The following is a 13,375-nucleotide window of genomic DNA, read 5'->3' as shown; positions in this document are numbered from 1 at the left end:
GCCGGAGAATCTGGATCCGGCTTCGCTTAACGGCCCATGGGCGCGGTCACTTCCGAAATCGCCGGGAACCACAACGCGTCCCCGCACGACTTCTCTGTCATACGGCAGGTGACGTCCCCTCCCGCCGTTTCGGAAGCCAGTCGGCGCGGCTTCGGGAAAGACGGGTGGACGTCCCCTTCGGAGTCCGCGGGCTGCCGCGGCCCTCATCTGACCGCCCCGGAACGGCGCACGATCCGGCGGAGGGCAACGATCCGGGGGTCGCAGATCCGCGATCGAGGTACACGTGAGGGTGCCGGGCCGAGCCACGGTCCGGCACCCTCACGTGTGTCAGGCGGCCTGTTCGGCCTGGGTCAGCGAGGCGACGAGCTGCAGCCGGGCCCTGGCCACGCGCGAGCGCACGGTGCCGACCGGGCAGCCGAGGTGTTCGGCCACCTCCTGGTAGGGCAGGCCGATCACCTGGGTCAGCACGAACGCCGTGCGCCGCTCCTCGGGGACGGCGGCGAGCAGGTCGTCCAGGGCGACGCCGTCGGCGACGCCCGGCAGCCCGCGCGGCTGGCGGCGGTCGGCCGCCCCCTGCCAGTCGGTGAGGTCGGCGATGACGGGACGGGCGGAGGCGGCCCGGAAGCCGTCGACGACCGCCCGGCGGGCGATCGACAACACCCAGACCCGGGCCGAGGACCGCCCGGCGAACCCCGGGAGGCTGCGGAGGACCCGGACGAAGGTCTCCTGCGCGAGGTCCTCGGCGGACCCGCCGGGACACAGGAACTGGACGAACCGCCGCACGTCGGCGTAGACGGCGCGGGTGAAGGCCTCGACGTCGTCGGCCCCGCCGGCTCTGGCGGCCAGCGCCAGCTCGGTCACGTGGTGGTCGTCGAGGGTTTCGGTGGAGCGGAGGTGCCGCATCATGATCGTTCCTTGGGTGTACGGAATCGGCGCTGGACGACCGGGAACGCATTTCGGCACGCGACGGCAGCCGGACGGACCAGGTCCACCCGGATGGGGCGTGCGGGAGAAGATGCGTCAGGCGGTCGCCGGTGGCGCCCGTCCGTACACCGAGTGCCGGATCAGGGCCGAGCGGGCACGACGCACCCGCCGGGCGAACCGGGGCCTCGGCGGAACCGGAAGGGACAGCCCCGTGACGATCAGCAGCGCGAGCAGCCGGGCCGCGAGCAGCCGCAGGATCGACCAGAGCGCGGCCTCGCCCCGAGCCAGCCAGAGGGCCAGCAGCAGGGCGGCCACCCCATGGGTGACCAGCATCCCCAGACCGGGGACCAGCGCCGACGCCGAGTGGACGTGCCCGCCGGTCTCGACCGGGAGGATCACGTGGGCGTTGGCGAACAGCAGGTGCAGCCCCGTCTGCCCGCCCGTCATGAGCGCGAAGATCACGGCCGGGCCGCGCTCACGCCCGGTCGCGGGCAGCGCCGCGACGAGCGCGGCCAGCAGCCCGGCGGCGGCCGCGTGGGCCGACACCTCGCCGCCGCCGAAGACGTGCGCCCCCATGGCCAGCCCCAGGCAGGCCACCGCGAAGGCGGCGGCCCGCGCCAGCCGGAACGACCGCGCCGCGGGCACGCCACCGGCGCCCGCGGCACTCGCCACGGGCGTCACCCGGCTGTACGGCCACGCCGCTGACACGGGAGGGGAACTCCAATCGGATCGGGCTCACCAGATAGGCCCGTACTCATAGATACGGCCCGCGCACACAAGCGGATCGGGCTGGTGATGACGACCCTGAGGTACGCCAGGTCAGAGACCCGGGTACGGAGGTCAGCCAGCCGGGGAGACGATCGGCGGACCGCGCCGCCGGCCGGCCGACACGATCTCCGCGCTCGCGGGCGCGACCTCGGGCTCGGCGGCCACGCGCAGACCAACCGGCCCGGCGGAAAGGGCGGGCGTACCGGAGATCAACAGGCGGAGGAGCCGCGCCGACCGGAGGCGGACGTACCCCCAGAAGGCGTCTTCGCCCCGGTGCAGCCACCAGCCGGTGAGCAGCGCCAGCGTGACGTGCACGAGCAGCATGCCGACGGCCGGGTGGGCGTGGCCGTCGACCCCGGGCGTGCCGGGAGCGGTCTGGCCGAACAGGTGGTGCAGCCCGAACTGGGTGGCGAGGGTGGCGGCCAGGATCACTTCCGGGCCGCGTTCCCGCCCCGACAACAACCAGGCGGGCAGGGCCGCGAGGAGGGCGCCGAGCCCGAGCAGGTGCGGGGCGACGTGCCCGCCACCTGCGTAGGCGTGCCCGAGCCCGGAGACGGCGACGCAGGCGACCGCGAAGACGGCCACACGGGGCAGTCGCGAGGTCGGTGCGTGATTCCCGGACACGATCGACATGGTGACAGGCGATCAGGGTGCTGAAAAGCCCTCGGCCTCTTCGGCGAGGACCTTCTCGCCCGCCGTGTCGGTGACGGTGGCCTCGCGGCCGCGCAGGTCGACGGTCCACAGTTTCATGGCGCCGATCCGACTGAGACGACTACTCGCGAGAAAACGGGCCGAAGATCACTCGCTCCTCGACGTGGCAGTCGCGGCTCCCGCAACCTGGGATCATGCGCAAACTCCTCTCGTGAACCGGGGGCCCGGTGTCAACCGGCAGTCCGCGAAGTCGGCGTTGGGAGCCGGGCGGGGCGCGTGCGATGATGACGGCGCCATGACAAGCACCACGCCAGCCTCGACGCCTTTCCGCGTCGTCCGGGCCGCCGTCTTCGGGGCGGTCTCGGTCGTGCTGAGCGTCGGCGCGCACGCCTACGCGGGCGGTTCGACGACGACGGAGACGGTCTTCGTCGCGTTCGCCCTGTCGTTCGTGGTCGCGTGTGCGCTGGCGGGGCGGGAACGCTCGGCCAAGGTGATCTTCCCGGCGCTGGCCGGTTGTCAGGCCCTGCTCCACGTGCTGTTCGCCGTCGCCCACTCCGCCGGGCCGATGCCCGCCGGGCATCACCACATGACGCTGCTGCCCAGCCTGAGCATGCTGGTCACCCACGCCTGGGCGGCCGGGCTGACGGCCCTGTGGTTGTCCCGGGGCGAGGCCCTTCTGTGGGGGCTGCTGCGCCGTATGGCGGTCCGGCTCCTGGTGCTGCTCCGGGTGGCCGTCGAACCCGCCCACCCCCTGATCGTCCCGGTCGTGGCCGACCGGGTCGTCGTCCTGTCGTCGGCGCTGACCGGACACGCGATCAGCCGCCGGGGCCCTCCCGGCAACGTCAACCCCGCCGCCGCCTGACCCTCAGCGCGGCTCTCCTGACGTTGCCGTAATCACCCCGGAAGGGTTCTTCTCGCATGTCCTCGCGCTTCACGCTGTCCGCGCTCGCCCTCGCCACCGTCGTCGTGGTCGCCTCCTGTGGTTCCACGGAGGAGACGCCGACCGCGGCCGCCCCCGCCACCACCGCACCCGCCGCCGCGCCCGCCACGTCGGCGGCCCCCGCGCCGGCCGGCGCCACCCTGTCGATCACCGACCCGTGGGTGAAGACCGCCAAGGAGGGCATGACCGCCGCCTTCGGCACCCTGGTCAACAACTCCGCCGCCGACATCACCGTGGTGTCGGGCACCAGCCCGCTGTCGCCGATGATCGAGCTCCATGAGGTCGTCGACCAGGACGGCAAGATGGTCATGCAGCCCAAGCAGGGCGGTTTCGTCATCCCGGCGGGCGGCTCCCACGAGCTGAAGCCCGGCGGCGACCACATCATGATCATGGACGCCAAGGAGCCGGTCGATCCCGGCGCCGAGGTCCCGTTCACCCTCACCTTCGCCGACGGCGGCACCTTCGAGTTCACCGCCATCGGCAAGGACTTCGCCGGCGCGAAGGAGGACTACCAGCCCGGAATGGACATGGGCGGCGAGTCCGACAATGGCTGAGCTCAGTCGCCGGGGCCTGCTCACCGGCGGCGTGGCGGCGGGGGTCGTGGCCCTCGCCCGCCCCGCCGCCGCCCAGGCCGCCGCCGAGACGGTCGTGCCCTTCCACGGCCCGCGCCAGGCCGGCATCGCGACCGAACCGCAGGCCCACGCCGTGTTCGTGGCGTTCGACCTGCGCGAAGACACCGACAAGGACGCCCTGGCCCGGATGATGCGGCTGCTCACCGACGACGCCAGGCGGCTCACCCAGGGCCGCCCGGCGCTCGCCGACACCGAGCCCGAACTCGCCTCCCCGGCCGCGCGCCTGACCGTGACCTTCGGTTTCGGTCCGGGCCTGTACGCCAGGATCAAGGCCCCCAGCCCCGTCAAGGTGCTGCCGAAGTTCTCCGTCGACAAGCTCGACAAGAAGTGGACCGGCGGCGACCTGCTCGTCCAGATCTGCGCCGACGACCCGCTCACGGTCGCCCACGCCCTGCGGATGATCGTCAAGGACGCCCGGTCGTTCGCGACCGTGCGCTGGACCCAACGCGGCTTCCGCCGCGCGGCCGGCACCCAGTCGGCCGGGCAGACCCAGCGCAACGTGATGGGCCAGATGGACGGCACCGGCAACCCCAAACCGGGCACTCCGGAGTTCGACCTGGCCGTCTGGCGCCCCGACGGCACCACCCAGCTGGTCGTCAGAAGGATCAAGGCCGAGCTGGAGACCTGGGACGCCGCCGACGTGGTCGCCAAGGAGTTCACCATCGGCCGCAAGCTCTCCACGGGCGCGCCCCTGACCGGCACCAAGGAGACCGACGCCCCCGACTTCGCCGCCAAGGGCGCCCACGGCTTCCCGGTCATCTCCGAGTACGCCCACATCCGCCGCGCCCACGTCGGCGACCCGTCCCTGCGCATCCTGCGCCGCGTCTACAACTACGACGAGGGGGTCACCTCACAAGGCCACGCCGACTCGGGCCTGATCTTCGCCTCCTACCAGGCCGACATCGAGCGCCAGTTCACGCCCATCCAGAAACAACTCGCCGAGGCCGACCTCCTCAACGAGTGGATCACCCCGATCGGCTCGGCCGTCTTCGCCATCCCGAAGGGCTGCGACGAGAAGGGCTGGATCGGCCAGGAGGTGCTGTCATGAGAAGGCTCGCGGTGATCGCGGCCGTGGTCGCGGCCCTGTTCGCCACGGCCCCGCCGGCGTTCGCCCACGACCAGCTGAAGGGCAGCTCGCCGAAGGAGAACGCGACCGTCGACGACCTGAAGTCGATCACCCTGACCTTCTCGTCCCAGGTGCGCTTCCCTGCGGTGGTGCTCCGCGACGGGGCGGACAACCTGCTGCCGCTGTCCAAACCGGTGGTCGACGGCAAGCAGGTCTCCGCCGACCTGGTGTCGCCACCCCCTCCGGGCAGGTATGTGATCGGCTGGCGGGTGGTCTCCTCCGACGGCCACCCGATCGAGGGCGAGATCCCGTTCACCCTCGCGGGGGCGGCACCTGCGGAGACCGCCGCACCTGCGGAGGCCCCCGGTTCCGCGTCCCCCGCCGATTCAAAAACGTCACCGGCCAACACCCCGGCGGCGGGCACCTCCGCCCTGGCCGCCACGAGCGACTCGACCATGAGCCGCCCCGCCCCGGGCACCCAGCGAGTATCCGCGCCCGAGGAGGACGACGGCGGAGGGTTCGGCTTCGTGTGGCTGGCCGGTGGCCTCGTGGTCGCGCTCGGCCTGGGCTTCCTGCTGTTCCGCGGTCGCGGACGAGGCAGCCCGTCGTGAAAGCGCGGTAACCGTTCCGGTTCCTGCGGTCGGCCACGTTCACCGTGGTCGCCACAGGGCCGGCGGTGACCGCCCATCTCTTCGCAGGCGGCGGGGTCGCGCCCGGCCCCGTCGCCGCCGGGCCGGCCGTCGCGTTCGCGGCGGTCTTCCCTCACCCAGGCGTGAACGCGGCCTGGTTCAGCTCGTGGTCGTGCTCACGCTGGTGTGGTCCAGGGCCGGCGGCAAATCAAGAAGCTGGGCAGCGAACACGTTTTCGCCTTGCCGAAGAACGATCGTGAGCGCGTCGTGCCCTTGCCCGAAAGGACCGCCGAGGCGACCAGGCGTCATGCGGCGGCCTTCCCGGGAAGAAGCTCAACGGCAAAGTTCAGACCCACAACCTGCTCGTCCGATGGACCGACGACCGGTTCATCAGAGTGCGGGTCTACCTCGAACTGATCTGGAAACCCGCTGGGGTCATCCCCGCGAGACCGAGGGTGTAGCGGCTCAGGCCGAGGCAGATCAGCTCGATCAGCAGGCCGACGCCGTTGAGCACGAAGAAGAGCACGTATTCCCGCGCGAGGCCGCTCTGCTCGCGGTGGCACCGACGAAGGACGCCAATAGCCGGACGCGCTTCACCACGTCGCGCAAGGAGGGCCTCCACCAACTCGGCCGCTACTGCGCGAGCGTGATGCCCGCCGTCGCGGAACTCGCCGAGTACCTCGGCCACGCCGATCCAGGGTTCACGGGAGCCATCACCGCCTCCGGCGTGAGCGGCCCGAGCAACGTGACTGCACGCACCCTGACGCGCACCGCGGCCATCAGAATGAGCATCGATGCCGAAAACTAGTCGTCCACACATCTATGACCTGCCCATTCGATGGGTAACGTTACCCAAATGAATCTTGACCCCATCACATGTAACGCCTAAGTTAACGACATTCGGGGAGTCGATTAAAACGATTCAATGAACCCGGGGAGGGTCCCCCCATGAAAAGCTCACCCCCCATGCTCAAGACGGCAGCCGCCGTCCTCGCCATAGCGGTCCTGGCCTCCTGCGGCACGAGCGGCGACGACGAACCGGCTGCGGGCGGTTCGGTCACCCTCTCCTTCCTGACCGGCAGCGACCAGTCCACGGTCGACACCTCCAAGGCTCTGGCCGACGCCTTCATGAAGGCCAATCCGGACATCAAGATCGAGATCGAGAACCAGCCCGGCGGCAGCGAGGGCGACAACATCATCAAGACCCGGCTGTCCACCGGCGAGATGAGCGACGTCTTCTGGTACAACTCCGGCTCGCTGCTCCAGGCGCTCAACCCCACCCAGACCATGGTCGACCTCACCGGCGACCCGGTCCTGGCCGACGTCCAGCCCGACTACCTGCCCGTCGTCAGCCAGGGCGGCAAGGCGTTCGGCGTGCCGGCCACCACGCTGGCCGGCGGCGGCATCCTCTACAACCGCAAGGTCTACGAGCGGCTCGGCCTCCAGGTGCCCAAGACCTGGGACGAGTTCATGGCCAACAACGAGAAGATCAAGGCCGCGAACATCACTCCGGTGATCACCACGTTCAAGGACACCTGGACCTCGCAGCTGTTCGTGCTGTCCGACTTCTACAACGTGCAGGCCGCGGCGCCGACCTTCGCCGCCGACTACACGGCGGGCAAGGCGAAGTTCGCCACCACCCCGGCGGCGATCGGCGGATTCCAGCACCTGGCCGACGTCCACGCCAAGGACTACGTGAACAAGGGCTTCGGCTCGGCCGTCCTCGATCAGGGCCTCAAGATGCTCATCGAGGGCACCGGCGCCCACTACCCGATGCTCACCACGCTGCTGCCCGCGCAGCTGGCGACCTACCCGCAGACGGCCACCGACGTCGGCTTCTTCGGCCTGCCGGGCGACGACGCCGCCAAGCACGGCGCGACCGTGTGGGAGCCCGCCGCCCTCTACATCGCCAAGACCACCGAGCATCTGGACGCGGCCAAGAAGTTCCTCGCCTTCGTGGCCTCCCCCGCCGGGACCGACGCGGTGACCGCGGCGGTCCGCCCGTCCGGGCCCTACCGGATCAAGGGCTCCAAGCTGCCCGAGGACGCGCTCCAGGTCGCCAAGGACCTCCAGGTCTACATCGACCAGAGCGCGACCGCCCCGGCGCTGGAGTTCCTGTCCCCCATCAAGGGCCCGTCGCTGGAGCAGATCACCGTCGCGGTCGGCTCGGGGCTGACGCCTCCTGCCGAAGGCGCCGCCCAGTACGACCAGGACGTCGAGAAGCAGGCCAAGCAGTTGGGTCTGGCGGGGTGGTGACCAGGCAGGCCGAGTCCCGCACGGGGCCCGGCCCGGCTCGGGCCGGCCGTCACGGCAGACGGCCGGGGAAGACGGGCTCGCCCTACCCGTACGCGCTCTATCTCCCGGCCGCCGTCGTCTACCTGCTGATCTTCCTGGTGCCGACGGTGATGGCGTTCTACTTCGCGCTCACCCGGTGGACCCTGTTCGACAGCACCTTCGTCGGGCTCGACAACTTCCGCGACTTCCTCGCCGAGCAGAACCTGCGCGTCGGCTTCCAGAACACCCTGTTCTACGCGGTCGTCACCAGCGGGCTGAAGGTCGTGCTCGGGCTGGGCCTCGGGGTCCTGCTCACCAGCCGGATGCGGCTGCGCGGGTTCCTGCGCGCGGTCGTGTTCTTCCCCGTGCTGGTCTCGACCGTCGCCGTCGGCATCACCTTCAGCGCGCTGCTGCGGCCGGACACGGGACTGGTGAACAAGGCGCTGGCGGTGGTCGGCATCTCGGGGCCCGACTGGCTCGGCGACGCCACGACCGCGCTGCTGTCGGTCGCGCTGGTGGACGTCTGGAAGGGCGTCGGGCTGGCGACCGTCATCTACATCGCCGGCATCCTGTCGATCCCGCAGCAGTACTACCACGCCGTCGCCGTCGACGGCGGCACCGCCTGGCACCGCTTCCGGCACGTCACCCTGCCGCTGAGCTGGCCCGCGACCTACTCGGTGATCATCCTGTCGTTCATCGGCGGGCTGCGGTCGTTCGATCTCATCTGGACGATGACGCGCGGCGGCCCCGGCTTCACCAGCGACGTGATCGCCTCGATCATCTACAAGCAGTACCAGGCCGGGTTCTTCGGCCTGTCCACGGCGGGCAACGTGCTGCTGTTCCTCGTCGTGACGGCGCTGGTGGTCCCGCTCAACTACTTCCTCGGCAAGCGGCAGGTGGCTCCATGAGGTCGTTCAAACGGGCCGGCGCCGAAGCGGTCGCGCTGGTCATCGCCACCGCGGTCTTCCTGGTGCCGTTCTCGTTCATGCTGCTGACCGCGGTCAAGGACGACGTGCAGTCGGCGGACCTGGACTTCGCCTGGCCGGCCAACTGGCCGGTCGTACAGAACTTCGTCGAGGTCGTCCAGGCGCGCGACTACGTCCTGCTCCGCGCGTACCTCAACAGCACCATCCTCACCGTCACCTCCGTGGCGCTGATCGTGGTCGCGGCCGCGATGGCGGCCTTCGTCCTGCAGCGGCGCGCGGGCCGGATCAGTGCGGTGGCCAACTTCCTGGTGCTCTCGGGGTTGATCATCCCGCCCGCGATCGTGCCGACGATCTGGTTGCTCCAGGCCATCGGCCTGTTCAAGACGATGCCGGGGCTGATCCTGGTCGAGGTCGCCTTCGGGCTGGCGTACGCGGTGCTGCTGTTCAAGGCGTTCATCGCCGCGATCCCCCGCGAACTCGACCAGGCGGCCATGATGGACGGCTGCGGCGGGTTCACGCTGTTCTTCCGGGTGATCTTCCCGCTGCTGCGGCCGGTGACGATCACGGTGATCCTGACCAGCTCGGTGGCCGTCTTCAACGACTTCGTGAACCCGCTGTACTTCCTGCCGGGCGACGAGAACGCGACGGTGCAGGTCACCCTCTACAACTTCCAGAGCCAGTACAGCACGCAGTGGAACCTGCTGTTCATGGACATCGTGCTGATCACGATCCCCCCGCTGCTGGCCTTCGTCTTCTTCAACCGCAAGATCGTGGCCGGCATGACGGCCGGCGCCATCAAGGGATGACATGACCTCTCTGCACGTCGACCCGGTCACCTTCGAACACCATCGTGATCCCCTCGGCATCGGCGAAGCCGCCCCCCGGTTGTCCTGGGTGGTCCGCACCGAACTGGCCGGATGGCTGCAGCAGGCCTACGACCTCGAATTCAGCGACGGCACGGCAATCCACGTGGCTTCCGGCGACTCCGTGCTGGCGCCCTGGCCGCGTCGGCCGTTGCGCTCACGCGAACGTCTGGGTGTACGAGTGCGGGTGACCGGCCAGGACGGCTCCGCGAGCGGCTGGAGTCCGTGGTCGGAGGTCGAGGCGGGGCTGCTGGAACCGTCCGACTGGCAGGCGGGCGCCGTCGCGCCTCCCCGCGAGCTGCTCAGTGGAGCGCCACTGCTACGACGCGATTTCCGGGCGAGGGCCCACATCGTTTCGGCCCGCCTGTACGTCTCCGCCCACGGCGTCTACGAAGTCGAGGTCAACGGCGCCCGTGTGGGCGACGACGTGCTGCCCCCGGGCTGGAGCAGCTACCACCATCGGCTGCGCTACCGCACCCACGACGTCACCGAACTGGTCCGGGAGGGCGACAACGTCATCGGCGCCACGCTGGCCGAAGGCTGGTACACCGGCCGGTACGGGTTTCACGGAGGCGTCTCCGGCATCTACGGCGACCGAACCGCGCTGATCGCCCAGCTGGAGATCACGTACACCGACGGCAGCCGGGACACGGTGGGAACCGATGACGGCTGGCGCAGCGCCCCCGGCCCGGTGACCTCCGCCGGTCTCTACGACGGCGAGCACCACGACGCCCGCCGGCACGTTCCCGGCTGGTCCTCACCTGGCTTCGACGACGCGAACTGGCACCCGGCCGAGCTCCTGTCCCACGACCGGGCGCTGCTCGTCGCTCCGACCGGCCCGCCCGTCCGCAGGATCGAGACGATCTCGGCCGTCGCCGCCCTCACCGGGCCGGACGGTGAGACGATCCTCGACTTCGGCCAGAACCTCGCCGGCCGCCTGCGCATCCGCGTTCAGGGTCCCGCCGGGCACACGGTCTCGCTGCGTCACGCGGAGGTCCTCGAGAAGAACGGCGCCCTGGCACTGCGCCCCCTCAGGCACGCCGCCGCACACGACGCCTACACCCTCAAGGGCGACGGCGTCGAGGAGTGGGAGCCGCGCTTCACCGTCCACGGGTTCCGCTACGCCCAGGTCGACGGATGGCCCGGCGACCTCGATCCCGGCGACGTCGTCGCCGTCGTGTGCCACACGGACCTGCGCCGGACCGGCTACTTCGAGTCGTCCGACCCGCGGCTGAACCGCCTGCACGAGAACGTCGTGTGGAGCATGCGGGGCAACTTCGTCGACCTGCCGACCGACTGCCCGCAGCGGGACGAGCGGCTCGGCTGGACGGGCGACATCCAGGTGTTCACGCCCACTGCGGCCTTCCTCTACGACTGTGCCGGATCGCTCTCCTCATGGCTGGCCGACCTCGCGGCCGAACAAAAACAACTCGGCACCGTGCCCCTGTACGTCCCGTGGATCTCGCTCGACCCGTTCCGGGAGATACCGCCGACGGCGGCATGGGGTGATGCGGCGGTCGTCGTGCCGTGGGTACTCCATCAGCGGAGCGGAGACCTCGGCCTGCTCCGCACGCAGTACGCCAGCATGACCGCCTGGGTGGATCAGATCGCCGGCCTGGCCGGGGAGACCCGGCTGTGGGACACCGGCCCGCAACTGGGCGACTGGCTCGACCCGACGGCACCACCCGAGCGCCCCTTCGAGGCGCAGACCGACCCCGGCCTGGTGGCGACCGCCTATCTGGCGTACTCGGCCCGCCTGGTCGCCGAGACGGCGACGCTGCTCGACCTGGCGGAGGACGCGGCGCGCTACCACGACCTGGCCGACCAGGTCGTCACCGCGTTCGACGCCGCCTACACGACGGCGGAGGGGAAAGTCGCCGGCGACTCCCAGACGGCCTACGCCCTGGCCCTCCGGTTCGGCCTGGTGGTCGGCGAGCAGCGGCGCGCGTACGCGGGCCGACGGCTGGCCGAGCTCGTCCAGGCGAACGGTCACCGTATCGGAACCGGATTCGTCGGCACCCCGCTGATCTGCGACGCCCTCACCGACGTCGGCGCCGTCGACGACGCCTACCGACTGCTGCTGCAGACCGAATGCCCATCATGGCTGTACGCGGTGACCATGGGCGCGACCACGATCTGGGAACGCTGGGACAGCATGCTGCCCGACGGCAGCGTCAACCCCGGCGAGATGACCTCGTTCAACCACTACGCCCTGGGCGGGGTCGCCGACTGGATGCACCGCACCATCGCCGGTCTGGCTCCGGCCGAACCCGGCTATCGCCGCCTGACGGTACGGCCGATTCCGGGCGGCGGTCTCACCCGTGCCCTTGCCCGGCACGAGACCCCCTATGGGCGCGCGGAGGTGAGCTGGTCATCCGACGACGACGGCTTCACCGTGGAGGTGACGGTTCCGCCCAATACCCGCGCTGACATCCATCTCCCCGCCGAACCAGAGCCGATCGAGGTCGGATCCGGCCGGCATGTCTTCCACGTGGCCGGAGCAGGACTCGATCGCTGGTGATGTCCCGACCCGAACGTTCGTGGCAGAGCTGGACCGCCGATGGGTGGCGTCTTTGCACGACACCCGACTCGTGATCGAATAAACGTTTTCAGGAGGACTTCCATGGCCACGCAGCACCCGCGGCGGCGCGTGACGATCGCCGACGTGGCCAGCCACGCCCAGGTGTCCACCACCGCCGTCTCCAAGGTGATACGCAACGCCGACGGCGTCAGTGCCGTGACCCGAAGCCGGATCCAGGCCTCGATCGCGGAACTGGGCTATCGGCCGCAGGCGGCGGCCCGGGGCATGCGTGGCCGCACCTTCACCATCGGCGTGGTCCTCCCGCACATACGCAACCCCTTCTTCGCCGACATCCTCGACGGCCTCTACGAGAATCTCGACGGCACCGGCTACCAGGCGATCATGGTGCAGGGCGGCACCACGCGTAAGGCCGAGAAGGAGGCCGTCGAGGCCCTGCTCGACCGTCAGGTGGACGGCATCATCGCCGTCGCCCCCCTCGCCTCGAAGAACCGCATGGAAGAGGTGGCGAGGGAACGGCCGTTCGTCGTGCTGGCACGCCACGAAAGATCGACCGTCTACGACTCGGTGTACGACGACGACCAGACAGGGGCCGAACTGGTCGTCAACCACCTGATCGAGCTGGGACACCGCCGCATCGGGCACATCACGCACCAGGACAACGCGATCGCTCAGCCGACCGATCTGCTGCACATGATAAGAGCCGAGACCTACAAGCGGGTGATGCGCGAGCACGGTCTCGAAGACGGGATCGCGGTCGCGACCACCTTCTATTCGGAGCAGGGCGGCTACGACGGAGCCCGCGAGCTGCTGAGCCGGTCTCCTCGTCCCACCGCGATCTTCGCCGGCGCCGACCAGGCGGCGATCGGCGCCCTGGCCGCCATCCACGAGGCCGGCCTCAGAGTGCCGGAGGACATCTCGATCTCCGGCTACGACAACACCCTGCTGGCCGCCCTGCCGAACATCAACCTGACCAGCGTCGACCAGGACGGCTTCTCCATGGGCCGCACGGCGGGCAGACTGCTGCTGGAGCGCATCGAGGGACGGACATCGGCGGCGCGCTACTCCGTGGCGCCGAAACTCGTCGCCCGCCGATCGACCGCGCCTCCGCCCTTCGCCGTCTAAGAAGTCAGAGGCGCTCGCCGCGACGGCTATTCGCGCGG

At 70.2% G+C, this 13,375-nt stretch carries 13 protein-coding genes; 10 read left to right on the top strand and 3 right to left on the bottom strand.

What is annotated here, in order from left to right:
* Positions 1-327: 327 nt before the first annotated feature.
* The 3 genes from AW274_RS15250 to AW274_RS15240 form a co-directional block, all read right to left on the bottom strand.
* Entirely contained in the window at positions 328-906 is a 579-nt protein-coding gene (locus AW274_RS15250; protein WP_062431670.1) for a sigma-70 family RNA polymerase sigma factor, read from the bottom strand.
* 114 nt (positions 907-1,020) lie between these two features.
* Entirely contained in the window at positions 1,021-1,596 is a 576-nt protein-coding gene (locus AW274_RS15245) for an MFS transporter (RefSeq protein ID WP_157520202.1), read from the bottom strand.
* A gap of 168 nt (positions 1,597-1,764) precedes the next feature.
* Positions 1,765-2,316: a hypothetical protein gene (locus tag AW274_RS15240; protein ID WP_157520199.1), complete on the bottom strand. Its 552-nt coding sequence runs from the start codon at positions 2,314-2,316 to the stop codon at positions 1,765-1,767.
* Positions 2,317-2,638: 322 nt separating this feature from the next.
* Between AW274_RS15240 and AW274_RS15235 the strand changes: the two genes are divergently transcribed.
* The 10 genes from AW274_RS15235 to AW274_RS15190 all read left to right on the top strand — a co-directional run bounded on the left by AW274_RS15235 (position 2,639) and on the right by AW274_RS15190 (position 13,337).
* A complete protein-coding gene (locus AW274_RS15235; RefSeq protein ID WP_062431664.1) occupies positions 2,639-3,205 on the top strand; it encodes a hypothetical protein in 567 nt (188 codons plus the stop codon).
* 56 nt (positions 3,206-3,261) lie between these two features.
* Positions 3,262-3,837: a copper chaperone PCu(A)C gene (locus tag AW274_RS15230; RefSeq protein WP_062431662.1), complete on the top strand. Its 576-nt coding sequence runs from the start codon at positions 3,262-3,264 to the stop codon at positions 3,835-3,837.
* Positions 3,830-4,963, top strand: coding sequence for a Dyp-type peroxidase (locus AW274_RS15225; RefSeq protein ID WP_062431660.1), 1,134 nt, complete (start codon positions 3,830-3,832; stop codon positions 4,961-4,963). Before AW274_RS15230 ends, AW274_RS15225 begins: the two co-directional genes overlap by 8 nt.
* Positions 4,960-5,592 carry a copper resistance CopC family protein gene (locus tag AW274_RS15220; RefSeq protein ID WP_062431658.1) on the top strand — a complete coding sequence of 211 codons (633 nt, stop codon included), beginning with the start codon at positions 4,960-4,962 and terminating at the stop codon, positions 5,590-5,592. The genes AW274_RS15225 and AW274_RS15220 overlap by 4 nt, the downstream gene beginning before the upstream one ends.
* 388 nt (positions 5,593-5,980) lie before the next feature.
* A complete protein-coding gene (locus tag AW274_RS41270) occupies positions 5,981-6,418 on the top strand; it encodes a hypothetical protein (protein WP_083974194.1) in 438 nt (145 codons plus the stop codon).
* 140 nt (positions 6,419-6,558) lie between these two features.
* Positions 6,559-7,866, top strand: a complete 1,308-nt coding sequence (locus AW274_RS15210) for an ABC transporter substrate-binding protein (protein ID WP_062431653.1) — start codon at positions 6,559-6,561, stop codon at positions 7,864-7,866.
* Positions 7,863-8,792, top strand: a complete 930-nt coding sequence (locus tag AW274_RS15205; RefSeq protein ID WP_198169185.1) for a carbohydrate ABC transporter permease — start codon at positions 7,863-7,865, stop codon at positions 8,790-8,792. Before AW274_RS15210 ends, AW274_RS15205 begins: the two co-directional genes overlap by 4 nt.
* The gene (locus AW274_RS15200) at positions 8,789-9,616 is read left to right on the top strand and encodes a carbohydrate ABC transporter permease (RefSeq protein WP_062431649.1); all 828 of its coding nucleotides are present in this window, start codon (positions 8,789-8,791) and stop codon (positions 9,614-9,616) included. Before AW274_RS15205 ends, AW274_RS15200 begins: the two co-directional genes overlap by 4 nt.
* Before the next feature lies 1 nt (position 9,617).
* Complete coding sequence (locus tag AW274_RS15195) at positions 9,618-12,194, top strand: glycoside hydrolase family 78 protein (RefSeq protein WP_062431647.1); 2,577 nt, start codon at positions 9,618-9,620, stop codon at positions 12,192-12,194.
* A 102-nt stretch (positions 12,195-12,296) separates the two neighbouring features.
* Complete coding sequence (locus AW274_RS15190; RefSeq protein WP_157520196.1) at positions 12,297-13,337, top strand: LacI family DNA-binding transcriptional regulator; 1,041 nt, start codon at positions 12,297-12,299, stop codon at positions 13,335-13,337.
* The last annotated feature ends 38 nt before the right edge of the window (positions 13,338-13,375 follow it).

The organism is Herbidospora daliensis (genome assembly GCF_001570585.1).
GTDB lineage: Bacteria > Actinomycetota > Actinomycetes > Streptosporangiales > Streptosporangiaceae > Herbidospora > Herbidospora daliensis.
The sequence above is the reverse complement of the archived record's forward strand: the minus strand, read 5'-3'. Positions and strand labels throughout refer to the sequence as shown.